Annotated in this window: 23 protein-coding genes; 8 read left to right on the top strand and 15 right to left on the bottom strand. The window is 69.6% G+C overall.

What is annotated here, in order from left to right; all coding sequences use genetic code 11:
* The first annotated feature begins 181 nt into the window (after nt 1-181).
* Nucleotides 182-1255, top strand: a complete 1074-nt coding sequence (gene glnL, locus LRA98_RS09905; protein ID WP_238634160.1) for a nitrogen regulation protein NR(II) — start codon at nt 182-184, stop codon at nt 1253-1255.
* Nucleotides 1248-2663 (top strand): nitrogen regulation protein NR(I), encoded by a 1416-nt coding sequence (gene glnG / locus LRA98_RS09900; protein WP_201170186.1) that lies wholly within the window; start codon nt 1248-1250, stop codon nt 2661-2663. Before glnL ends, glnG begins: the two co-directional genes overlap by 8 nt.
* Before the next feature lie 15 nt (nt 2664-2678).
* Here the strand turns inward: glnG and LRA98_RS09895 are convergent, their stop codons facing one another.
* Genes LRA98_RS09895 through LRA98_RS09885 form a run of 3 tightly spaced genes read right to left on the bottom strand, consistent with a single transcriptional unit; the run spans nt 2679 to nt 4644 of the window.
* Complete coding sequence (locus tag LRA98_RS09895; RefSeq protein ID WP_238634161.1) at nt 2679-3674, bottom strand: NAD(P)H-dependent glycerol-3-phosphate dehydrogenase; 996 nt, start codon at nt 3672-3674, stop codon at nt 2679-2681.
* Nucleotides 3675-3678: 4 nt separating this feature from the next.
* A complete protein-coding gene (secB, locus tag LRA98_RS09890) occupies nt 3679-4197 on the bottom strand; it encodes a protein-export chaperone SecB (RefSeq protein WP_201170181.1) in 519 nt (172 codons plus the stop codon).
* Nucleotides 4198-4203: 6 nt separating this feature from the next.
* Nucleotides 4204-4644 carry a rhodanese-like domain-containing protein gene (locus LRA98_RS09885; protein ID WP_201170178.1) on the bottom strand — a complete coding sequence of 147 codons (441 nt, stop codon included), beginning with the start codon at nt 4642-4644 and terminating at the stop codon, nt 4204-4206.
* Between the two features lie 127 nt (nt 4645-4771).
* Here LRA98_RS09885 and LRA98_RS09880 point away from each other — a divergent pair, with 127 nt between their 5' ends.
* From LRA98_RS09880 to LRA98_RS09865, 4 genes are read left to right on the top strand one after another with little or no spacing between them, the layout of a single operon-like run.
* Nucleotides 4772-5917, top strand: a complete 1146-nt coding sequence (locus LRA98_RS09880; protein WP_238634162.1) for a murein hydrolase activator EnvC family protein — start codon at nt 4772-4774, stop codon at nt 5915-5917.
* 27 nt (nt 5918-5944) lie between these two features.
* On the top strand, nt 5945-7192 hold the full coding sequence (locus LRA98_RS09875) for a S41 family peptidase (protein ID WP_238634163.1): 1248 nt from the start codon (nt 5945-5947) through the stop codon (nt 7190-7192).
* Nucleotides 7193-7194: 2 nt separating this feature from the next.
* Nucleotides 7195-8019 carry a divergent polysaccharide deacetylase family protein gene (locus tag LRA98_RS09870; protein ID WP_201170170.1) on the top strand — a complete coding sequence of 275 codons (825 nt, stop codon included), beginning with the start codon at nt 7195-7197 and terminating at the stop codon, nt 8017-8019.
* Nucleotides 8016-8579, top strand: coding sequence for a DJ-1 family glyoxalase III (locus LRA98_RS09865; RefSeq protein ID WP_201170168.1), 564 nt, complete (start codon nt 8016-8018; stop codon nt 8577-8579). The genes LRA98_RS09870 and LRA98_RS09865 overlap by 4 nt, the downstream gene beginning before the upstream one ends.
* Here the strand turns inward: LRA98_RS09865 and ubiB are convergent.
* From ubiB to lptM, 10 genes are all read right to left on the bottom strand, one after another.
* Complete coding sequence (gene ubiB, locus LRA98_RS09860; protein ID WP_238640836.1) at nt 8573-10321, bottom strand: ubiquinone biosynthesis regulatory protein kinase UbiB; 1749 nt, start codon at nt 10319-10321, stop codon at nt 8573-8575. The two genes, LRA98_RS09865 and ubiB, sit on opposite strands and share 7 nt — an antisense overlap.
* On the bottom strand, nt 10321-10896 hold the full coding sequence (locus LRA98_RS09855; protein WP_238633651.1) for a ubiquinone biosynthesis accessory factor UbiJ: 576 nt from the start codon (nt 10894-10896) through the stop codon (nt 10321-10323). Before LRA98_RS09855 ends, ubiB begins: the two co-directional genes overlap by 1 nt.
* Nucleotides 10897-10912: 16 nt before the next feature.
* Nucleotides 10913-11662, bottom strand: a complete 750-nt coding sequence (locus LRA98_RS09850; protein ID WP_238633650.1) for a class I SAM-dependent methyltransferase — start codon at nt 11660-11662, stop codon at nt 10913-10915.
* Nucleotides 11663-11709: 47 nt separating this feature from the next.
* Entirely contained in the window at nt 11710-13038 is a 1329-nt protein-coding gene (gene hslU / locus LRA98_RS09845) for an ATP-dependent protease ATPase subunit HslU (protein ID WP_201170160.1), read from the bottom strand.
* 4 nt (nt 13039-13042) lie between these two features.
* Complete coding sequence (gene hslV, locus LRA98_RS09840) at nt 13043-13597, bottom strand: ATP-dependent protease subunit HslV (protein WP_201170157.1); 555 nt, start codon at nt 13595-13597, stop codon at nt 13043-13045.
* An 86-nt stretch (nt 13598-13683) separates the two neighbouring features.
* Entirely contained in the window at nt 13684-14598 is a 915-nt protein-coding gene (gene xerC, locus LRA98_RS09835; RefSeq protein ID WP_201170154.1) for a tyrosine recombinase XerC, read from the bottom strand.
* Between the two features lie 2 nt (nt 14599-14600).
* Entirely contained in the window at nt 14601-15311 is a 711-nt protein-coding gene (locus tag LRA98_RS09830; protein ID WP_201170151.1) for a DUF484 family protein, read from the bottom strand.
* Nucleotides 15312-15329: 18 nt separating this feature from the next.
* Entirely contained in the window at nt 15330-16178 is an 849-nt protein-coding gene (gene dapF / locus LRA98_RS09825; RefSeq protein ID WP_207189768.1) for a diaminopimelate epimerase, read from the bottom strand.
* 19 nt (nt 16179-16197) lie between these two features.
* Nucleotides 16198-17451: a diaminopimelate decarboxylase gene (gene lysA, locus LRA98_RS09820; protein WP_238633649.1), complete on the bottom strand. Its 1254-nt coding sequence runs from the start codon at nt 17449-17451 to the stop codon at nt 16198-16200.
* Nucleotides 17448-17570: an LPS translocon maturation chaperone LptM gene (lptM, locus tag LRA98_RS09815; RefSeq protein ID WP_201170142.1), complete on the bottom strand. Its 123-nt coding sequence runs from the start codon at nt 17568-17570 to the stop codon at nt 17448-17450. The genes lysA and lptM overlap by 4 nt, the downstream gene beginning before the upstream one ends.
* A 156-nt stretch (nt 17571-17726) precedes the next feature.
* Between lptM and tal the strand changes: the two genes are divergently transcribed.
* Nucleotides 17727-18833 carry a transaldolase gene (gene tal, locus LRA98_RS09810; RefSeq protein ID WP_238633648.1) on the top strand — a complete coding sequence of 369 codons (1107 nt, stop codon included), beginning with the start codon at nt 17727-17729 and terminating at the stop codon, nt 18831-18833.
* Nucleotides 18834-18886: 53 nt separating this feature from the next.
* Nucleotides 18887-19723: a symmetrical bis(5'-nucleosyl)-tetraphosphatase gene (locus tag LRA98_RS09805; RefSeq protein WP_201170136.1), complete on the top strand. Its 837-nt coding sequence runs from the start codon at nt 18887-18889 to the stop codon at nt 19721-19723.
* 8 nt (nt 19724-19731) lie between these two features.
* On the opposite strand, the gene ampD is transcribed toward LRA98_RS09805, so the two are convergent.
* Together ampD and LRA98_RS09795 are read right to left on the bottom strand one after the other, a co-directional pair.
* Nucleotides 19732-20295, bottom strand: coding sequence for a 1,6-anhydro-N-acetylmuramyl-L-alanine amidase AmpD (gene ampD, locus LRA98_RS09800; RefSeq protein ID WP_238633647.1), 564 nt, complete (start codon nt 20293-20295; stop codon nt 19732-19734).
* A 78-nt stretch (nt 20296-20373) separates the two neighbouring features.
* Entirely contained in the window at nt 20374-21324 is a 951-nt protein-coding gene (locus LRA98_RS09795; protein ID WP_201170132.1) for a carbohydrate kinase family protein, read from the bottom strand.

The raw sequence follows: 21324 nt of genomic DNA, 5'->3' as shown, positions 1-21324 counted from the left end.
ATGTACTACAGCGTCTGAGCCCTTCGGGCGGATGCTGCATCCATGGGGCGGGGCCGGATGGCTGCCGCCCTTTTTTATTGCATTGCACTAGGATGGTGCAATGGTTGCCTGATCATGGGCGCATCCGCACCGGGTCCACGCGGGACCGTCGGGGTGGCCCGCCCTTTGCACAGGGATGGACATGGACGAACAAGAGCGCGACCACTCGCAGATCCTCGAGGAACTGACGACCGCCGTGCTGTTGGTGGATGATCAGGTGCGCATCCTCCACGTTAACCACGCCGCCGAGACGTTGTTCCGGGTTAGCAGTCGGCAGGTGCTGGGCCAGCCCCTTGCCTCGGCCCTGCGCGGTGCGGAGCTGCTCGAGGGACTCATCCGCCAGACCCAGCGCACTGGCGGTGCCTACACCCAGCGCGAGCGCCGCCTTCCAGTGCGCGACGATCACCCGGTGACCGTCGACTGCACCATCACGCCGCTCTCGGCGCATCGGGTGCTCATCGAGATCGCCGAGGTTGACCGGCACGCCCGGATCACGCGCGAGCAGCACCTGCTGTCGCAGAATCGAGCCGTGCAAGAGCTCATACGTGGGCTGGCGCACGAGATCAAGAATCCGCTCGGTGGCCTGCGCGGCGCGGCGCAGCTGCTCGAGGCGGAGCTGCCCGAGCGCGATCAGCGCGAGTATACGCAGGTGATCATCCGCGAGGCCGACCGCCTGCAGCAGCTGGTTGATGCCCTGCTCGGCCCCAATGCGCCGGCGCGGGCGGAGTGGGTGAACATCCACGAGGTCCTCGAGCGCGTCCGTTCCCTGGTCATCGCCGAGGACGCCGAGAATCGCGAGGATGGTGGCCCGATTGTGCTTCAGCGCGACTACGATCCCAGCATCCCGCCGGTCAGCGCCGAGCACAACCATCTGGTCCAGGCGGTGCTCAACTTGGTGCGCAACGCCCGTCAGGCTGCCGGCCCGGGTGGCACCATCACCCTGCGCACGCGCACACAGCGCCAGTTCACCATCGCCGACAAGCCCCACCGCCTGGTGGCCCGCATCGACATCATCGACGACGGACCGGGGATTCCCCTGGATCAGCAGGAGCAGATCTTCTATCCGATGGTCACCTCGCGCCCCGAGGGCACGGGCCTGGGCCTGCCCATCGCCCAGAGCTTGATCAGTCGCCTCGGTGGTCTGATCGAGTGCGTTAGCGAGCCGGGGCGTACGGTGTTCACCATCTGGCTGCCCATGGAGACGGAAAATGACTGAGGCCGAATCGCAGGTATGGGTGGTGGACGACGACCGTTCCATCCGCTGGGTGCTGGAGAAGGCGCTGCGCCGCGCCGGCTTTGGGGTCCACACCTTCGAGAGCGGCGACGCGGCGCTGGAGGCGCTGTACCGGGAAGAGCCCGACGTGCTGATCACCGACCTGCGCATGCCCGGAATCGGCGGTCACGATCTGCTGCAGCGGGTACAGAGCACCTCGCCGCAGCTGCCGGTGATCGTGATTACCGCCTACTCGGACCTGGATGCGGCGGTCAGCTCCTACGAGGGCGGCGCCTTTGAGTATCTGCCCAAGCCGTTCGACGTGGACGAGGCGGTGGATCTGGCTGGCCGCGCTGTGGCGAGTCGGCGCAGGGGTTCGGCCGCGGAAGCCAGTACCGAGGGCTCGGCCGACATCCTCGGCGAGGCGCCGGCGATGCAGGAGGTCTTCCGGGCCATCGGCCGGCTGTCCCGCTCAAGCGTGACGGTACTGCTCACCGGTGAATCGGGCAGCGGCAAGGAGTTGGTGGCGCGTGCGCTGCACCGGCACAGTCCGCGCGCCGGCGGGCCCTTCGTGGCCCTGAACATGGCCGCGATCCCCCACGACCTGATGGAGTCGGAACTCTTCGGTCATGAGAAGGGCGCGTTCACCGGGGCGCAGCAGACCCGGCGCGGACGCTTCGAGCAGGCCGATGGCGGCACCCTGTTCCTCGACGAGATCGGCGACATGCCGGCTGACCTGCAGACCCGCCTGCTGCGGGTGCTTGCCGACGGGGAGTTCTATCGGGTGGGCGCCCACACTGCGATGAAGGTGGACGTGCGCATCATCGCGGCCACCCACCAGGATCTGGAGCAGCGCGTGGCCGAGGGGCGTTTCCGCGAGGATCTCTACCACCGCCTGAACGTAATCCGCATCCAGCTGCCGCCGCTGCGCGAGCGGCGCGAGGACATTCCTGCGCTGGCGCGGCGTTTCCTGGCGGCCGCTGCGCGCGAACTCAACGTTGATCCGAAGGCGCTGCATCCGGACGTCGAGCGCGAGCTGATGCAGCTCGATTGGCCGGGCAACGTCCGGCAGCTGGAGAATACCTGCCGCTGGTTGACGGTGATGGCCAGCGGCCAGGAGATCGTCCCTGAGGACTTGCCGGCGGACCTGCGCGGGGCGCGCAGCACTGGCGGTGGTGACGGCGGGGCGGCGGATGGCGGGGACTGGGAGACAGCGCTGGCCCGCTGGGCCGAGCAGGCCCTGGACGGTGGCGGGGATCACCTGCTCGACGAGGCCCTGCCGCGCTTCGAGCGCGCCCTGATCCGTGCCGCGCTGAGCCGCAGCGGCGGCCACCGTCAGGAAGCGGCGCGCCTGCTCGGCTGGGGGCGGAATACGCTGACGCGCAAGATCAAGGAACTCGGCATGGACTGACTCGGCGGTGGCCCCTCAGTCATCGAACTCCGCCTTGGGCGTTCGTTCCATGAGTTCGCGTACGGCCTGCTCAAGCGGGGTATCCCCGCCGACGACCCGGTAGACCATGTTGCAGATCGGCATCTCCACCCCGTGCCGTGCCGCCAGGGTGTGCAGCTCGGCGGCGGTGCGTGCGCCTTCGACGGTGCTACCCACCGAGGCCAGCGCACGATCCACGTCGGCCCCCTGCCCCAGGGCGAAGCCGAAGCGCCGGTTGCGCGACTGATCGTCGGTGCAGGTCAGCAGCAGATCCCCCATCCCGGCCAGACCGATGAGCGTCTGTGGATCGGCGCCGAGGGCGGCGCCCAGGCGCGAGATCTCGGCCAGCCCCCGGGTGACGAGGGCGGCGCGGGCGTTGGCGCCGAGCCCGAGTCCGTCGCTGACGCCGGTCGCCACGGCGAGCACGTTCTTCACCGCCCCGCCGAGCTCGACGCCGATCATGTCGGTGCTCGAGTAAGGCCGGAAGCGGTCGTTGTGGAAGGCGTGGACGACCTCGGCGGCCAGGTCCGAGTCGGTGGCCGCTACGGTGATCGCGGTGGGCAGGCCGCGTCCAACCTCGGCGGCAAAGCTCGGCCCGGAGATGACCGCCATAGCGGGGGTCGGGTCGAGGAAGCCCTCGACGACGCCGTGCAGGAAGCCGCCGGACTCCGATTCGAGCCCCTTGGTGGCCCAGACCACCTTGCCGGGGCGATAGGGCGCAAGGCGCTCGATCAGGCCGCGGAAGGCGCTGCTGGGGACGGCGATCAGCAGCCACTCGGTACCGGCGAGGGCCGTGTCCAGATCGGCCGTAGCAGCGAGGCTCTGCGGCAGCGGACAGTCGGGGAGATGGCGGCGGTTGACCCGCTCGGCGTTGATCGCCGCGGCGTGCTCGGCGTCGCGGGTCCAAAGCTGAACCGCGTGGCCATTGCGACCCAGCACCGAGGCCAGGGCGGTGCCCCAGGCCCCGGCGCCCAGTACCGCGATGGTCGCCACGGCGTTACGCCCTCCCCCCGTCCTGCTCGCCGGCCGGGGCGCTGTCGGCGTTGCCCTGCTCACGGCGCTGCTTCTGCTGCTGGTAGAGCGACTCGAAATTGACCGGGGCCAGAAGCAGCTGCGGGAATCCGCCCTTGACCACCAGGTCGTTGATCGCCTCGCGCGCGAAGGGGAAGAGCTGCGCGGGGCAGTAGGCACCGAGCACCCGCTCCATATCGGCCTCAGGGAAGCCCTCGAGGCGGAACACCCCGCCCTGCTTGACCTCGCAGAGGTAGGCGGTGCGCTCGTTGTTGCGCGCGGTCACGGTGACGGTCAGGACCACGTCGTAGGTGTTTTCGCCCAGTGGTTGGTGGCGGGTGCCCAGCTCCACGTCCAGCTGCGGTTTCCACTCGTCGCGGAAGGCCTCCGGGGCGCTCGGCGCCTCGAAGGAGACATCGCGCAGGTACATCTTGGCGATCTGGAAGCGCTGCCGCTGACCCGCGTCGGTGGCGCCGGTGCTGCCGTTGCCGTTGTTCTCTGCCATCGTCCCTTACCCCTTCTTGACGTTCTCCATCGGGTACCCGCTGCCCTGCCAGGCCCGCAGCCCGTGCTTGAGCCGGTAGACGCGGGAGAACCCGGCCTTGCGCAGCTTGCGTCCGACCCGTGCCGCCTGCGGCCCCTGATCATCGTAGACGATCAGCGGCGGATCACCGTCGGCCTCTTTGCGCAGCTTGTCGATCAGCTGATCGAACTCGGCCTCGGGCAGGCTAAAGGCGCCGGGCAGGTGCCCGCCGTCGAACTCCTTGCGCGGGCGCATGTCGATGAACCGGGCCGACTCACGATTGTACATTCGCGTGGCGGTCTCGGCGTCGATCATCTTTACGCCGCTGTACCAGTGGAAGAGCTCTCCGCCGATCCACCAGCCGAGGATCAGCACGAAGGCCAGCACCAGGCCCCAATTGTTTTGTGCGAATTCGAGGAATTCCTGCATGGACGCTGCCGTGCCTCTGTCACCGGGATCAAGGCGGGGATGATACCAGCCGTCCGCGGTGCCTGCAGGTCCGGACGGCGTGATCGCGCTACCATGGGCGATCCGTGGTAAGGCAGTGGAGAAGGGCATGGCCGCAAGGCGACCGCGCACAGGTCTGGCGATGGGTGTCGTACTGATGGCGCTCGCCGGTGCGTCGTCGGCGGATTACGAAAGCGAGCGCGAGCAGCTCGAGGCCCTGCGCGACGATCTCGAGACGATCCAGGAGCAGCTTGCGGCGGATCGGGCCGCGCGCGACGAGGTCGAGGAGGAGCTGTCGCGGCTGGAGCGGGTGGTCTCGGAGGCGGCCCGCGAGTTGGAACGCCTGCGTGAGGAGCGCGCCCATGCCCGCGAGCGGGTGGCGGAGCTGCGCGAGGACTACGAGGCGGAGGCCGAGCGCCTCGGCCGCCACCGCGAGACCCTCGCCGCGCAGATCGTTGCTGCCTATGTCAGTGGTGGCGACGATCCCCTGCGCCTGCTGCTCAACCAGCAGGACCCGGCCGCAGTCCAGCGTCTGCTGGTCTACCACGACTACTTCAACGAGGCGCGGGCCGGGCACATCGAGGCGGCCATGGCGGAACTGCAAAGTCTGGCGGCCCTGCGCGAGGAGCTCCGCACCGAACTGACCGAGCTTGAACGCCTGGAGCAGGCGACGCGCGAAGAGCGCCAGGCCCTGGCCGAGCAACGCGCCGAGCGCGATGCCCGGCGCGAGCAGCTGGAGGCGCGGATCGCCGAGCGCGGCGCGGAGGCCGAGTCCCTTGAGGCCGAGGTGGCCGAGCAGGAATCGCTGCTTGAGGATCTGCGCCAGCGCCTGGCCGATGTGCCGGACGAGGCGGCCGACTTCGAGGCCCTGAGCGAGGCACGGGGGAGCCTGCCGTGGCCGGTGGGGGGCGAGGTGGCCGAGGAGTTCGGGGAGGCCCGTGGTGGGGGCCTGCAGCGCACCGGCGTGGTGATCGCCGCGCAGACCGGCGAGGAGGTCCATGCGGTGGCCCCGGGGCGGGTGGTCTTCAGTGATTGGTTGCGCGGTCTGGGGCTGCTGGCCATCATTGACCACGGCGATGGCCATCTGACGCTCTACGGCCACACCGAGTCGCTCTATGTTGACGTCGGCGAGTGGGTCGAGGCCGGTGACCTGGTCGCTACCGTGGGCAACAGCGGAACCCGTCGTGAGCCCGGCCTGTACTTCGAGATCCGCGAGGGCGCGGAGCCACGCAACCCGCTGGACTGGCTTCGCTGAGGCGGACCGCCCAATGAAGGAGCTGCGATGCGATCCTGGACGCTGACCCTGGCCACCGCCCTGCTCGCCTTGCTGATCGGCAGCGCCGCCGCGGATCGGCCGGCGGAGGCCGACGACGATCTGCCGATGGCCGAGCTGGAACTGCTCACCGAGGTCTACAGTCGCATCAAGCGCGATTACGTGGACGAGGTCGAGGATGCCGACCTGTTCCGGGCGGCCATCCGCGGCATGCTCTCGGAGCTGGATGCGCACTCGAGCTACCTCGATGGGCAGGAACTCGAGCAGCTACGCGAGGGCACCCGCGGCGAGTTCGGCGGGGTCGGCCTGGAGCTCAGCCGCCAGGACGATGAGATCCGGGTGGTCGCCCCCATTGATGACACCCCGGCGAGCCGCGCGGGCCTGCAGGCCGGGGACGTGCTGCTGCGGATCGACGGCGAGGCGCTCGGCGGCGCCAGCCTCAACGAGGTGGTCCAGCGTCTGCGCGGTGAGCCGGGCAGCGTGGTGGAGGTAACCATCCGCCGCTCGGAGGATGAGGGGCAGACCCGAACCTTCGAGCTGGAGCGCGACACCATTCAGGTCGAGAGCGTGCGTGCCCGGATGCTCGAGCCGGGTTACGGCTACGTGCGCATCAGCCAGTTCCAGGAGCGCACCGCCAGTGATCTTTTCCGCGCCCTCGATGGCCTGCTTGAGGAGGCCGGCGGCGGCCTCCACGGCCTGATCCTCGATCTGCGCAACAACCCGGGCGGGGTGCTGGATCCGGCGGTGGCCGTGGCCGACGCCTTCCTGACCGAGGGCCGGATCGTCTACACCGAGGGGCGCATGCGCCAGGCGCGTATGAGCTTTGACGCCACGCCGGCGGATCGAAGCCTGGGCGCGCCCCTGGTGGTGCTGATCAACCGCGGCTCCGCGTCGGGCTCCGAGATCGTGGCCGGGGCGCTGCAGGATCACCAGCGCGCGGTGGTGATGGGACGGGCCAGCTTCGGCAAGGGCTCGGTGCAAAGCGTGCTGCCGCTTGATGGCGCCGCCATGAAGCTGACCACGGCTCGCTACTACACCCCGCGGGGCCGCTCGATCCAGGATGAGGGCATCCAGCCGGATATCGTCGTCGAGGATCTGCGCCTGGCCGAGGCGCAGGAGCGCGACGAGGCAGAGCTGCTCGATGTCCCGGAGGACGCCGATGATGCCGAGGAGGCGGCGGCGCTGGCTCAGGACGATTACGTGTTGAGCGAGGCACTGAACCTGCTCAAGGGGCTGCGCGTGTTCGAGGGGCGTTGAGCATGGCGAAGGGTTATCGAGGGTTCTTCGCGGCCGGCGTCCTGGCGGTCTGGGGTGCGCCGCTCGCCGCGCATGGGCCGGCGGGCACAGACTGGATGTCGTTCCCCGAACCGCGGGCGGAGACGCCGGCCGGCCAGCCGGCGGCGCTGATCATCGACGACGTCGGCGACGACCGGGCCGCGGGGCGGCGCGCCATTGACCTGGATGCGGGGGTGACGCTCTCGGTGTTGCCGCACACCCCCCACGGCCGATACCTGGCCGAGCGCGCCCATGAGCGCGGTCGCGAGGTGATGCTGCACCTTCCCATGGAGGCAAAGAACGGGGCCGATCCTGGCCCCGGTGCGTTGTTCCTCGATATGGACGAGGTGCAGGTGCGCGAGACTGTGGCCCGTGCCTTGGAGGCGGTTCCCCACGCCGCCGGCGTCAACAACCACATGGGCAGCCTCATCACGCGCCACCCCGGGCACATGACGTGGTTGATGGAGGAACTGGCGGCGCGCGACGATCTGTACTTCATCGACAGTCGTACCTCGGCGCGCTCGGTGGCTCAGCGGATGGCCGATGAGCAGGGCGTGGATAACGCCGTGCGCCACGTCTTCTTGGACCCGCAGCGCGATGCCGATGTGATCGCCGAGCAGTTCGAGCGTTTCGTGGCCCTGGCGCAACAGGGTCAGGGGGTGATCGCCATCGGCCATCCCTACCCCGAGACCCTGGATCTGCTGGAGGAGGAATTGCCCGGACTGCGCGAGCGGGGTGTGACTCTCGTCCCCGCCGGCGAGCTGGTTGATGAACCGGCCACCGATCCAATCAAGGGAGATCGACGATGAGTGTACGAGTTCTGGTTCCGCTGGCCGAAGGCTGTGAGGAGCTGGAGGCGGTCACGGTGATCGACCTACTGCGCCGGGCCGGAGCCGAAGTGGTGGTCGCCGGCCTGGAATCGGGAACGGTGCGCGCCAGTCGCGGCGTGCAATTGGTCCCGGATACCGACCTGGACCGCGTTGCCGAGGAGAGCTTCGACCTGATCGTGCTGCCCGGCGGACTGGGCGGCGCCGAGCGGCTGGAGAGTGACGCCCGCATCGTCCGCATGCTGCAGGCGCAGAATGAGAGCGACGGCTGGATCGCGGCGATCTGCGCTGCCCCGCGCGTGCTTGCCGAGGCAGGCGTCCTGCAGGGGCGCCGGGCCACTGCCTTCCCGACCCAGCTCGAGCGCCACGGCATTGAGCCGGAGGATAGCGCGGTGGTCATCGACGACAACCTGATCACCTCGCGCGGGCCGGGGACGGCGATGGACTTCGCCTTGCGCCTGATCGAGGTTGTCTACGGTGACGAGAAGGCGGCCGAGGTTGAGGGTACCCTGCAGCGTCCGCTCTCACACCAGCGCTACTGAGTTGCTCGGCCGTGGGGGGGGAACCCCCCCCCCCCCCGGGCCCCCCCCCCCCCCCCCCCCCCCCCGGGGGGGGGGGCCCCCCCCCCCCCCCCCGCCAGGGCCAGAACCAAAGCCATCAGCCCCAGTCCGCCCAGGCCCCAGGTGGCCGGGGGCACATCGGCCCAGGCCTCGGGCGTCCCCTCGCCGGTGTGGCTGAGCACGGCGGCGATGATCAGCGCAGCCCCGGCGATGGCGGCGTAGACCCGTCGGTTGCCCCGGTCGACCTCCCGACGCAGCTGTTCCATCTCCTGGCAGTGGCGGTGGAGTTCCGCGCGCATGCTGGCCAGGTCGTCCAGCCCGCGGTCGATTCGGTTGGGCAGCTCCGGTAGCTTGTCCCCCCACTCCGGCAGCTGTTTGCGGATGTTGCGCAGCGCTGCCGCCGGGCCCAGCTCCTCGCGCATCCAGCGCTCCAGGAATGGTTTGGCCGTGGTCCAAAGGTCCAGATCGGGGTAGAGGTTGCGACCCAGCCCCTCGATGTTGAGCAGGGTCTTCTGCAGCAGCACCAGCTGCGGCTGCACCTCCATGTTGAAGCGCCGGCCGGTCTGGAACAGCCGCAGCAGCAGCTGGGCGAAGGAGATCTCGTGCAGCGGGCGGGCGAAGGCCGGTTCGCAGACGGTGCGGATGGCGGCCTCGAACTCCTCGACCCGGGTACCCGCCGGGACCCATCCCGACTCGACGTGCAATTCGGCCACCCGCCGGTAGTCCCGGTTGAAGAAGGCCATGAAGTTACCGGCCAGGTAGTGGTGGTCCGTCGGTGCCAGCGAACCCATGATGCCGAAGTCGATCGCGATGTAACGCGGCTCGGTGGGCCGCGTGGGGTCGACGAAGATGTTGCCCGGGTGCATGTCCGCGTGGAAGAAGCTGTCGCGGAAGACCTGGGTAAAGAAGATCTCGGTGCCGCGCTCGGCGAGCTTCTTGAGGTCGATGCCGTGGGCCTTGAGGGCCTCGATGTCGCTGATCGGCAACCCGTGCACCCGCTCCATGACCATTACGTTGCGCCCGGTGTAGCGCCAGTAGACGGCTGGCACGTAGAGCAGCTCCGAGTTCTCGAAGTTGCGCCGCAGCTGCGAGGCGTTGGCCGCCTCGCGCATGAGGTCGAGCTCGTCGTAGAGGTTCTTCTCGAACTCGCGGATGACGTCCACCGGGTGCAGACGTCGTGCGTCGGGTACGTAGCGCTCGGCCAGGGCGGCGGCGGTATGTAGCAGGTCCAGGTCGCGGCGGATGACCGCCGGGATGCCCGGGCGTACCACCTTGACCACCACCTCGCTGCCGTCGTGCAGCTGCGCGCCGTGGACCTGGGCGATAGAGGCCGAGGCGATGGGGGTGTCTTCGAAGTGGGCGAAGACGTCCTGGATGGGGCAACCGTAGGTCCGCTCGACGATGCGCCGGGCATCCTCATGGGGGAACGGCGGTACGCGATCCTGTAGCCGCGCCAGCTCACGGGCAACGTCGGCCGGGAGCAAGTCCTGGCGCGTCGACAGGATCTGCCCGAGCTTGACGAAGATCGGTCCCAGCTCCTCTAGGGCACGCCGGACGCGCACCCCGCGGGGGACCTTGCGCCGTACCCAGCGCCAGGGCATGAAGATGACCAGAAAGCGCAGCGGGCGGAAGATGGGGGCCGCCAACACGACGTCGTCGACGCCGTTGCGGAGCATCACCAGCTGGATCCGGGTCAGGCGCAACAGGCGACGCGGTCCGATCATCAGCGCCCTCGTTCCAGCCGCTGGATGCGTACGGCGAGGCGGTCGGTGTCAGCGCGCAGGCGGTCCACGTCTTCCAGGAAGGCGCGGGCGCGCTCGGGCTCCGGCACTAGGCCGGACTCCTCGGCCAGCCACTCGCCGAGGTCGGTGGCGCTCTGCTGCGCGCTGTCGTTGAGCCAGCGGCCTGCGTTGCGCAGGGTGTCGGCGCTCCACTGTGCCAATGGGTCGCCGAGCAGGCGCGCCAGCGGTTCCTCCCAGTCCGGGCGCAGGCCGCTGAACAGGTTGCGCAGGTGCTCGACCACCGTCACCTCACCGCGGATGCGCAGTCGTCCCACGGCGTCGCTGCCCTGACTCAGTAGCGCCGTCAGTGCCTCGCGGCTGGCGATGATCTCGGCGTCGGTCTCTTCGTCGGATTCGGCGCCGCTGCCGCACAGCGCCACCCCGGACTCGGAGAAGCGCATCACCAGCTGCGGGAACCCTTCAACGCTCAGACGCACCCGCCGGCCGACGAGTGGCGTGAGCAACTCGGCGGCATCGGGATCCAGGTGGATCCAACGGTTGATCAGGGCGTCGAGCATGGCGTCGGTGCCTTTCTCAGTAGACCCAGCCCGTATGGATGGCGGCGACACCGGCGGTGAGCAGGGTGTAATCGCAATCCTCGAAGCCGGCCTCCTCCATCATGCCCTTGAGCGCCGGGGCCTCGGGATGCATGCGGATCGACTCGGCCAGGTAGCGGTAGCTCTCCGAGTCGTTGACCACCAGCTTGCCCATCATCGGCATGATGCGGAAGGAGTAGAGATCGTAGAACGGACGCAGCGCCGAGACGTAGACGTGGGAGAACTCGAGGATCACCGCCCGCCCGCCGGGGCGCAGCACCCGGCGCATCTCGGCCAGGGCGTTCTCCTTGCGGGTGACGTTGCGCAACCCGAAGCCGATGGTCACCCGATCGAAGGTGTCATCGGGGAAGGGCAGTTCCTCGGCGTCGGCGAGGACGCAGGCCGCCTGATCCCCGACCCCCTCGTCGATCAGCCGATCCCGCCCGCGGGCGAGCATGGAGAGGTTGATGTCGCTCATGACCACGCGGCCTTCGGGACCGACGCGGGGCAGCGCTAGGCTGGCCAGGTCGCCGGTGCCCGAGGCGATGTCCAGGACCTCGTGGCCCGGGCGCAGGAGGGTCTGGCCGATGGTCTGGCGCTTCCAGATCCGGTGCAGGCCGCCGGACATCAGGTCGTTCATGAAGTCGTAGCGGTCCGCCACCGAATCGAAAACCGAGCCGACCCGCTTGGCCTTCTCCTCCAGCGGGACCTCGCGGTAGCCGAAGTGGGTGGTCTTGTCGTCGCTCACGCTGTCCTCCCCCTACCCGCCCCTGCGGGTTGTCTCGGATGGGCCGGTCACAGGATGTACCGACTCAGGTCCTCGTCCTCGGCCAGGCCGGCCAAGTGCTCTTCCACATAGGCCGCATCGACGGTGCGGGTCTGGCCGCTGTGGTCCGCCGCCTCGTAGGAGAGCTGCTCGAGCAGGCGTTCCATCACGGTGTGCAGGCGCCGGGCGCCGATGTTCTCGGTTCGCTCGTTGACCTGACGGGCGATCTCGGCGATGCGGCGCACGCCGTCGTCGGTGAATTCCAGGGTCAATCCCTCGGCGGCCATCAGGGCCCGGTACTGCGCCACCAGCGAGCTGCTCGGCTCGGTGAGGATGCGCACGAACTCTTCGGTGCCCAGGGCCTCCAGTTCAACGCGGATGGGCAGGCGCCCCTGGAGCTCCGGGATCAGATCCGAGGGCTTGGCAACGTGGAAGGCGCCGGAGGCGATGAACAGGATATGGTCGGTACGCACCATGCCGTGCTTGGTGGAGACCGTGGCGCCCTCGACCAGCGGCAGCAGGTCGCGCTGGACGCCCTCGCGGGAGACGTCCCCGCCGCCGCTCTGCTCGGCGCGCTTGGTGACCTTGTCGACCTCATCGAGGAAGACGATGCCCTGCTCCTCGACCCGCTTGACGGCCTCGGCCTTGACCTCTTCCTCGTTGACCAGTTTGGCGGCTTCCTCGTCCCGCAGCACCCGTTTGGCCTCGGCGACGGTTAGCTTGCGCCGCTGGGTCCGCTCCTGGCCCATGTTGCGGAACAGCCCCTGGAGCTGGTTGGACATCTCCTCCATCCCCGGCGGAGCCATGATGTCCACGCCGGGCCCGCTGGCCTGGACCTCGACCTCGATCTCGCGGTCGTCGAGTTCGCCGTTGCGCAGCTTCTGCCGGAACTTCTCCCGGGTGCGGTTCTCTACGTCCTCGGGTCCGCCGCCGCTGGGCCCGGGCAGCAGGGTGTCGAGCAGGCGGTCCTCAACGGCCCGATCGGCCTTGTGGCGCATCTCGGCCATGGCCTCTTCGCGAACCAGCTTCAGGGCCAGGTCGGTGAGGTCGCGGATGATCGACTCGACGTCGCGGCCGACATAGCCGACCTCGGTGAACTTGGTCGCCTCGATCTTGATGAACGGCGCCCGCGCCAACCGTGCCAGCCGGCGGGCGATCTCGGTCTTGCCGACGCCAGTGGGGCCGATCATGAGGATGTTCTTGGGGGTGATCTCGCTGCGCAGCGGCTCGTCGACCTGCATGCGCCGCCAGCGATTGCGCAGGGCGATGGCCACGGCGCGCTTCGCCTCGCCCTGGCCGACGATGTGCTTGTCCAGCTCCTGGACGATCTCGCGCGGGGTCATCGTGGCTTCCGACATGTCGTTACGACTCCTCACGGGTCTCGGGCAGCGTCTCCACGGTGATGTGGCGGTTGGTATAGACGCAGATATCGCCGGCGATCTCCAGCGCCCGCTGGGTGATCTGGGCCGCGGGCAATTCGGTGGACTCGAGCAGGGCCCGGCCGGCGGCCTGGGCGTAGGGACCGCCGGAGCCGACGGCCATCAGGTCGTGCTCCGGCTCGATGACGTCGCCGGTACCGGAGAGCGTCAGTAGGGATTCGGTGTTGGCGACCACGAGCAGGGCCTCCAGGCGGCGCAGGACGCGGTCCGAGCGCCACTCCTTGGCCAGCTCGACGGCGGAGCGGGCCAGTTGCCCGTGGTGCTTCTCAAGCTGCGCCTCGAAGCGCTCGAACAGTGTGAATGCGTCCGCCGTGGCGCCGGCAAAACCGGCCAGAACCCGGCCGTGGTAGAGCCGGCGGACCTTGCGCGCGTTGCCCTTGAGCACCGTGTGCCCGAGGGTGACCTGTCCGTCGCCGCCGAGGGCGACCTGCCCCTCGCGGCGGACGGCGAGGATGGTGGTGCCGTGCAGTGTTTCCAAGATCGGCCTCCTGAGTGTTCGCGCCGCTCATTGTACCCGAGAGCATCGCCCGCGGGTCGACGCTGCCGTGGCACCGAGCCCGCGGTTCACTCCGGATCCGGGTCCCGGCGCCGCCGGGCCCGGGGGTGGGCGCGGTCGTAGACCTGGGCCAGGTGCTGGAAGTCGAGGTGCGTGTAGATCTGGGTGGTGGAGATGTCGGCGTGCCCGAGCAGCTCCTGGACGGCGCGCAGGTCGCCGCTGGACTCGAGCATGTGTGTGGCGAAGGAGTGGCGGAGCATGTGCGGGTGGACCCGCCGTTGGACCCCGCGCAGTCGGGCCAGGCGCTGGAGCCGGCGCTGCACGGTGCGCGGACCCAGCCGCGCACCGTGGCGGCCGACGAACACGGCGGTCTCCTCGGCGTCCGCCCAAGCCGGTCGGTGGCGGAGCCAGGCGTCGAGGGCTCGCAGGGCTTGGCGTCCGACCGGCACCACCCGGTCCTTGGCGCCCTTGCCGCGCAGCACGCGGACCAGCCCGTCGCGCCGGTCGATGTCCATCACGTTCAGCCCGACCACCTCGGAGAGGCGCAGCCCGCTGGAGTAGATGAGCTCGTAGAGCGCGGCGTCGCGGGCCTGGAGCGGGTGCTCGAAGTCGGCGCCGTCGAGCAGTCCGGCCGCCTCGTCCGGGTCGAGGGTGCCGGGCAGGCGCCGCGGGGTCTGTGGCGGACGCACCTCGGCGGCCGGGTCCGCGGCGGCCGCCCCTTCCCGGATCAGGAAGCGATAGAAGCTGCGCAGCGCGGCCAGCTGCCGGCCCAGGGTGCGGCCGGCCAGGCCGCGACGGCGGCCGCGGGCGACCCAGGCACGGACCACGTCGTGATTCACGGCGGACCAGCTGGAGAGGTCCTGCTCGGCGCAATAGGCGGCGAAGGCCTCCAGATCCTGGCGGTAGCGCTGCCGTGTCGGTTCAGCCAGGCGGCGCTCCGTGGCCAGGTGGCGGTCGAACCGCTCCAGCCAGCTAAGGTCCAAGGCTACCCCCGGTGCAGGAGCCGGTCGAATACGCGCGCCGCGGTGGTACCGAGCCGGCGCAGGAAGACCGTGCCCTGGCCCGGGTGGTAGCGCTGGGGATCGCTGCTGCCGATGCCGAGCACGCCCACGGCACGCTCGTCGATCATCGGTACCAGTGCGGCACTGGCCACGGTTGTCTCGGTGTCCGGAAAGATGGTCCGGGCCTGGGCGTCGGTGGGTGCCCCGCAGCTGGGGCGGCCGCGCTCGAGCAGGGGCCTGAAGCAGGTCAGCGTCGGGTCGCCGTCGCCGAGCAACTCGGGGAGGGGCTCGCGCGCCGCGGCACTGCCCTGCTCAGGGGCGATGAGCAGCAGACCGACGGCATCGGCCTGGAAACCCTCGCGCAGTCCGGCACGCAGGGCCTCGACCGCCGCCTGCAGGTCGTCGGCGGCGAACAGGTCCAGGGTCAGCTCGTGGAGCCGTTCGGCGGTTCCCTCGTTCTGCCGGGCCACCCGGACCATGTCGTCGAGACGCCGGCGCAGCCCCGCACTCTCCTCGCGCAGGACCCGGACCTGGTGTTCGATCAGCGAGGTGGCATCGCCGCAGTCGTGGCGGAGTTCGAGCCGCGCGAGAACCTCGGGGTGGCGGTGCAGCAGGTCGGGGTGTTCGACCAGGTAGGCGGCCACCTCGGCCTCGTCGAGCAGCGGGGCCTCTTCACGCTTCGCGCTCTCTGTCACACCGTTCGTCCTGCTTGCTTAGCGGGTCGGTCCCCGGGGCGTCACCGCGGCGGAGGCGGGTAGCTCGATCTCGCCGCGGAAAACGGTGCGTGCCGGGCCGGTCATCCACACCGAGCGCCCGGGACCGCGCCAGTGTATCACGAGCACTCCGCCGGTCAGCTCCACGGTCACCGTGGTGTCGAGCCAGTCGCGCAGGCGGCCGGCGACCACGGCGGCACACGCCCCGGTGCCGCAGGCCGGCGTCTCGCCGACGCCGCGCTCGAAGACACGCAGACGGATCCGATCGCGGCTGCAGACCTCCATGAAGCCGACGTTGACCCGCCGCGGGAAGCGCGCGTGCCGCTCGATCTCGGCCCCAAGCTCGGCCACGGCGGCGGTGTCGACGTCGTCGACGCGGAGGACGGCGTGCGGGTTGCCCAACGAGACCGCACCGATGGTCCGCTCACCGCTGCTAGTGGCCAGCCGGTACGCCTCCTGCCTCACCGGCGCCTGGAACGGGATCCGTGCGGGCTCGAGTTCCGGTGGACCCATGTCGACGCTCACCTGGCCGTCGTCGCGGGGCTCCGCCTCGGTGATCCGGCCGTCCGTCTCGATCCGCAGCACCCCCGGCGCGGCCAGCCCCTCGTCGATTAGGAAGCGGGCCAGACAGCGGACGCCATTGCCGCAATGCTCGACCTCGCCGCCGTCGGCGTTGAAGATCCGGTAGCGGACGTCGGCGGCGACGTGCGCCGGCGGCTCGGCGACCAGCAGCTGGTCACAGCCGACGCCGAGCCGGCGGTCGGCCAGGCTGCGGATGGTCTCGGTGGTCAGCTCCAGGCGCTGGCGGACGCCGTCGAGGACGACGAAGTCGTTGCCCAGCGCCTCCATCTTGGTAAAGCGCACGGCTTCAGTCCTCCGGTAGCAGCGCTTCCCCGGTCATCAGCTCGTCGAGGGTCTCACGGCGGCGGATCAGATGGCTCCGGGGACCGTCGACGAGTACCTCCGGCGGCCGAGGCCGGGCGTTATACGCTGAAGCCATGACGGCGCCGTAGGCGCCGGCGCTGCGGATGGCCAGCAGACCGCCGGCGGCGGCCGGCAGCGGGCAATCGCGGGCGAAGGTATCTGCGGACTCGCACACCGGTCCGACCACATCCACCGGGCGGCAGTGCGCGCTCTTCGGGGCGATGGACTCGACGGTGTGGGCGGCGTCGTAGAGCGCCGGGCGCAGGTAGTCGTTCATGCCGGCGTCGACGATGGCGAACTCCCTGCCTCCGTTTTGTTTGAGATACTCGACGCGCGTGACTAGGACGCCGGCCTCGGCGACGATGGCCCTGCCCGGCTCGACCAGAACCGCTACCCCGAGATCCCGCAGCGGCGCCGTGACGGCCTCGATGTGCTCCGCCGGGCTCGGTGGCCGCTCATCGACGTAGTGCACCCCGAGCCCCCCGCCGGCGTCGACGTGGTCCAGGACGATCCCCTGCTCCTGCAGACGGCGCGCCAGTGCCGCCAGCCGCTCGGCGGCCTCGGTCAGGGGAGCCACCGAGAGCAGTTGCGAGCCGATGTGGCAGGCGATGCCGCGTACCTGCAGGTGTGGGTCGTCGGCCGCCTGCCGATAGAGGGCTTCTGCCTCGTCGAGGGCGATCCCGAACTTGCTCTGTGCCAGTCCGGTGGCGATGTAGGGGTGGGTCTCGGGGTTGACGTCGGGGTTGACCCGCAGGGCCACCGGCGCCGGGGTGCCCTCGGCCTCCGCGACGCCGGCGATGCGTTCGAGCTCGGCGGCGGACTCCACGTTGAAGCAGCGGATGCCGGCGCGCAGCGCGCGGCGGATCTCGTCGGTGCCCTTGCCAACGCCGGAGAAGACCACCCGCGCGGCTTCCCCGCCGGCGCGCAGGACCCGTTCCAGTTCGCCGCCCGAGACGATGTCGAAGCCGGCGCCGTGGCGGGCGAGCAGATTGAGCAGGCCGAGGTTGCCGTTGGCCTTGACTGCGTAGCAGATATCGGCATCGCTGCCGAGGGCGGTGCGGTAGCGATTCCAGCGCGCCTCGATAGCGGCGCGGGAGTAGACGTAACAGGGGGTGCCGTAACGCTCGGCCACCTCGTCGAGGGGCAGTGATTCCACCCACAGGCGGTCATCGTGTCGGGTGAAGCCGGGGTGCGTCATGACGGGTCCTCTTCGCCGCTTTCGTCGGGGAGGTAGAGATCGGCCTTCTGGCCGCAGCCACCGGCGAGGATCAGCAGGGCGAGCAGCACCAGCGCCGCCGTCCGGGATCGCGTAGGCATGAGCCTCTCCACGGATGGGTGATAAACCGCTCATTATAGCGGCTAGCGGGGCCCATCGTGAGGGCGGCGGGTGCCGGCCGTTCCGCGGTTTCCGTCCCCGGACCCCCTCGTTATACTGATCCAACCATCAGATAAACTAAGGCATTGAGAGGGGTCATGACGGACAATCCGCTTCGAGGGCTGGCCGGCGTCGGGCAGAGCGTCTGGTACGACAACATCCATCGCGGCATGCTGCCGGAGGAGCTGGAGCGCCTGGTCCGGGAGGACGGGCTGAGCGGCGTGACCACCAATCCGGCCATCTTCCAGAAGGCGATCGGTGGCACCGACGCCTACGACCAGGCCATCACCAAGGCGATGGGGCAGGTCGGCCGTGACCCGGAAGCGGTCTTCGAGGCGCTGGCCATGGACGACATCCGCGCCGCGGCGCGGGTCCTGCGTCGGGTTTATGAGGCCAGCGACGGCGTCGACGGCTACGTCAGCATGGAGGTGTCACCGGATCTGGCCGGGGATGCGCGCGGCACAGTCACGGAGGCTCTGCGCCTCTCCGCCGAGGCCGGCGAGCCCAACGTCATGATCAAAGTCCCCGCCACCTCGGCCGGCGTGGAGGCCTTCGAGGAGCTGACGGTCCGGGGCATACCGGTGAACGTGACCCTGATCTTCGGGGTCGAGCGCTACCGGCAGGTGGCCGAGGCGTACGTGCGCGCCCTTGAGCGGCGCCGTCAGGCCGGGGATCCGGTCTCCGCGCCGGCGTCGGTGGCGAGCCTGTTCATCAGCCGCCTCGACGCCAAGATCGATCCGCTGTTGTCGGACGATGCGTCGGCGCCCGTGCCGCCCGGGCAGGCGGCCATCGCCAACGCGCGGACCGCCTACTCGGTCTATCGGGAGATCTTCCACGGCGCCGGCTTCGCCGCCCTGGCCGAGGCCGGAGCGCGGCCCCAGCGGCTGCTCTGGGCTAGCACCGGGGTCAAGGGCGAGCGCTACCCGGAGACCTACTATGTCGAGGCGCTTGCCGGCCCGGAGACCGTCACCACCTTGCCGCCGGCCACCTACGAGGCATACCGCCGGGACGGCCAGCCGCAGGAGCGGATCACCGAGCGGCTCGAGCAGGCGCCCGCGGTGCTCGACGAGCTGCGGGCGCAGGGCATCGACCTCGACGGTGTCCTCGCCGAACTTGAGCGCGAGGGAATCGATGCCTTCGTCCAGGCCCACCGGGCCCTGCTCGAGGCCCTGGAGAAAAAGCTGCAGGCCGCCGCCGGGACGTGAGACCCTGACCCGCCGAGATCCCGTAGGCGTCATGCAGAGGAAGGAGGCTGCCATTGGCCACGTACGCGATCGGTGACATCCAGGGATGCTGCGACCCGCTCAAGCGACTACTGGAGCAGATCCGCTTCGATCCGGCGCAGGACACGATCTGGTTCGTGGGCGATCTGGTCAACCGTGGCCCGGACTCGCTCGGTGTGCTGCGCTTGGTGCGCAACGAGCTCGGCGATCGGGCGATCACCGTCCTCGGCAACCACGACATCCACCTGATGTCGGTCTGGAGTGGCCACGGCCGGCTGAAGAACGCCGATACCCTGCGCGGCACTTTGGATGCCCCGGACGTCGATGAGCTGATCGAGTGGCTGCGGCGCCGGCCGCTGATGCACGTCGACGAGAGCCTGGGCTACGCCATGGCCCACGCCGGCCTGCCGCCGGCCTGGAGCGTGGCCGAGGCGAAGCTGCGCGCCCACGAGCTGGAGCGGGCCCTGCGCGGCGACATCCCCCTCGACGACCTGATGGACAACATCTACGGCAACCGGCCCATCGAGTGGTCCGACGAGCTCGAGGGCTACGACCGGCTGCGCTTCATCACCAACGCCTTCATGCGCATGCGCTTCGTCGACGGTCAGGGTCGGCTGCTGCTGCGCGAGAAGGGTCGACCCGACCGTGCCCCAGAGGGGCACTACCCATGGTTTGTCGCCCGGAGGCGGCTGCGCGCCTCGCCGGATCCGGTGAAGCTGGTGACCGGGCATTGGTCGCTGCTTGGCTTCCACAATGACCACGGGGTGCTGAGCATCGACACGGGCTGCCAGTGGGGCAATACGCTGACGGCCGTGCGGATCGATGACGGCAGCGAGGCGGTGCATAGCCTCAAGTGTCCCGAGCACGCCTGAGCGGCCGCTCAGAGCGCCTTGAGCAGTCGCTGCCAGTCGAAGGCCGGCCCCGGGTCCGTCTTGCGTCCCGGGGCGATATCGCTGTGGCCGGCGATGCGATCCGGCTTGATCGCCGGGTAGCGGGCCCGCAGCGTCTGTACCACCGGGAGCAGCGTCACGTACTGAGCCTCCGTGAACGGAGTGCGCTCGTCGCCCTCGAGCTCGATCCCCACCGAGAAGTCGTTGCACTCGGGGCGTCCCCGGAACGACGAGCGGCCGGCGTGCCACGCGCGGCGGTGGAACGGTACGTACTGCGTGACATTGCCTTGGCGGTCGATGAGCAGGTGGGCAGAGACGCGCAGATCGGCGATCGACTCAAAGGTGGGGTGAGCCGCCGGGTCGAGCTGGTTGGTGAACAGCTCGTCGATCCAGCCGCCGCCGAACTCCCCGGGGGGCAGGCTGATGGCGTGGAGGACCAGCAGGTCGACGACGCAGCCAGGCGGGCGGGGGCCGTGATTCGGTGAAGGGCAGTGGCGGGCCGGGTGCAGGAGCCCTGTGGCGGGATCAATGCTGTAGCGTCCGCTGCTGGGCACGGGACGGCTCCGGCAACCGTTGACCGATGGCCCCCGCCGCCTGGCGGGGGCCATCAGATACCGTCGAAAGGGGTCGCCTCAGCGGCCGATGGCCACGTCGAGGCGGGTGCCGAAGGCCGACTCGTAGCGGCTCTTGAAGCTATCGGCGTCGATGGAGTGGTTCTGCGTACCGCTCTGCTCGACCTTGATCGCGCCCATCAGCGAGGCGATACGGCCGGTGGTCTCCCAGTCCAGATCGCGCAGCAGGCCGAAGAGCAGCCCGGCCCGGAAGGCGTCGCCGCAACCCGTGGGGTCGGCGACCTGGCTGATCGGTGCCGCCGGCACGTGGATGATCTGGCCGTTGGTGTAGATGTGGGAGCCCTCGGCGCCGCGGGTCACGATCAGCGCCTCGACCTTGTTCGCGATGTCCTCGAGCTCCATGTGGGTCTTCTCGGTGAGCAGGCGCGACTCGTAGTCGTTGACCGCCACCCAGGTGGCGCCCTCGACGAACTCACGCAGCTGATCACCGTCGAACGCCGGCATGGCCTGGCCCGGGTCGAAGATGAACGGGATACCGGCGTCGACGAACTGCCGGGCGTGCTTGACCATGCCCTCCGGGCCGTTGGGGGCGACCACCCCGACCTTGCCGCCGGCGTCGGTGGGGACGTCAACCTTGTGGGCGTCGCCCATGGCGCCCGGGTGGAACGCCGTGATCTGGTTGTCGTCCATGTCGGTGGTGATGTAGGCCTGGGCAGTGTAGTGCTCGTTGAGCGTGCTGATATAGCGCTGCTCGATGCCGTGGCTTGTCATCCAGTCGGCGTAGCTGCCGATGTCGGCGCCGACGGTGGCCAGGGTGAGCGGCTCCTCACCGAGCATCTTCAGGTTGTAGGCGATGTTGCCGGCGCAGCCGCCGTATTCGCGGCGCAGCTGCGGCACCAGGAACGAGACGTTCAGGATGTGGACCTGCTCCGGCAGGATGTGGTTCCGGAAGCGGTCGTGGAACACCATGATGGTGTCGAAAGCGACAGAGCCGCTGATAATGGCGGACAT

The organism is Halorhodospira sp. M38 (genome assembly GCF_022227985.1).
Lineage (GTDB): Bacteria > Pseudomonadota > Gammaproteobacteria > Nitrococcales > Halorhodospiraceae > Halorhodospira > Halorhodospira halophila_A.
The sequence above is the reverse complement of the archived record's forward strand: the minus strand, read 5'-3'. Positions and strand labels throughout refer to the sequence as shown.

Excerpts from the sequence above, each read along its gene's own strand:
- secB (WP_201170181.1), bottom strand. The coding sequence starts at position 4,197 with ATGGCAGAGAACAACGGCAACGGCAGCACCGGCGCCACCGACGCGGGT.
- tal (WP_238633648.1), top strand. The coding sequence starts at position 17,727 with ATGACGGACAATCCGCTTCGAGGGCTGGCCGGCGTCGGGCAGAGCGTC.
- LRA98_RS09795 (WP_201170132.1), bottom strand. The coding sequence starts at position 21,324 with ATGTCCGCCATTATCAGCGGCTCTGTCGCTTTCGACACCATCATGGTG.
- LRA98_RS09875 (WP_238634163.1), top strand. The coding sequence starts at position 5,945 with ATGCGATCCTGGACGCTGACCCTGGCCACCGCCCTGCTCGCCTTGCTG.
- LRA98_RS09865 (WP_201170168.1), top strand. The coding sequence starts at position 8,016 with ATGAGTGTACGAGTTCTGGTTCCGCTGGCCGAAGGCTGTGAGGAGCTG.
- LRA98_RS09880 (WP_238634162.1), top strand. The coding sequence starts at position 4,772 with ATGGCCGCAAGGCGACCGCGCACAGGTCTGGCGATGGGTGTCGTACTG.
- hslU (WP_201170160.1), bottom strand. The coding sequence starts at position 13,038 with ATGTCGGAAGCCACGATGACCCCGCGCGAGATCGTCCAGGAGCTGGAC.
- glnL (WP_238634160.1), top strand. The coding sequence starts at position 182 with ATGGACGAACAAGAGCGCGACCACTCGCAGATCCTCGAGGAACTGACG.
- lysA (WP_238633649.1), bottom strand. The coding sequence starts at position 17,451 with ATGACGCACCCCGGCTTCACCCGACACGATGACCGCCTGTGGGTGGAA.
- LRA98_RS09885 (WP_201170178.1), bottom strand. The coding sequence starts at position 4,644 with ATGCAGGAATTCCTCGAATTCGCACAAAACAATTGGGGCCTGGTGCTG.
- dapF (WP_207189768.1), bottom strand. The coding sequence starts at position 16,178 with ATGGAGGCGCTGGGCAACGACTTCGTCGTCCTCGACGGCGTCCGCCAG.
- lptM (WP_201170142.1), bottom strand. The coding sequence starts at position 17,570 with ATGCCTACGCGATCCCGGACGGCGGCGCTGGTGCTGCTCGCCCTGCTG.
- LRA98_RS09870 (WP_201170170.1), top strand. The coding sequence starts at position 7,195 with ATGGCGAAGGGTTATCGAGGGTTCTTCGCGGCCGGCGTCCTGGCGGTC.
- LRA98_RS09855 (WP_238633651.1), bottom strand. The coding sequence starts at position 10,896 with ATGCTCGACGCCCTGATCAACCGTTGGATCCACCTGGATCCCGATGCC.
- ubiB (WP_238640836.1), bottom strand. The coding sequence starts at position 10,321 with ATGATCGGACCGCGTCGCCTGTTGCGCCTGACCCGGATCCAGCTGGTG.
- glnG (WP_201170186.1), top strand. The coding sequence starts at position 1,248 with ATGACTGAGGCCGAATCGCAGGTATGGGTGGTGGACGACGACCGTTCC.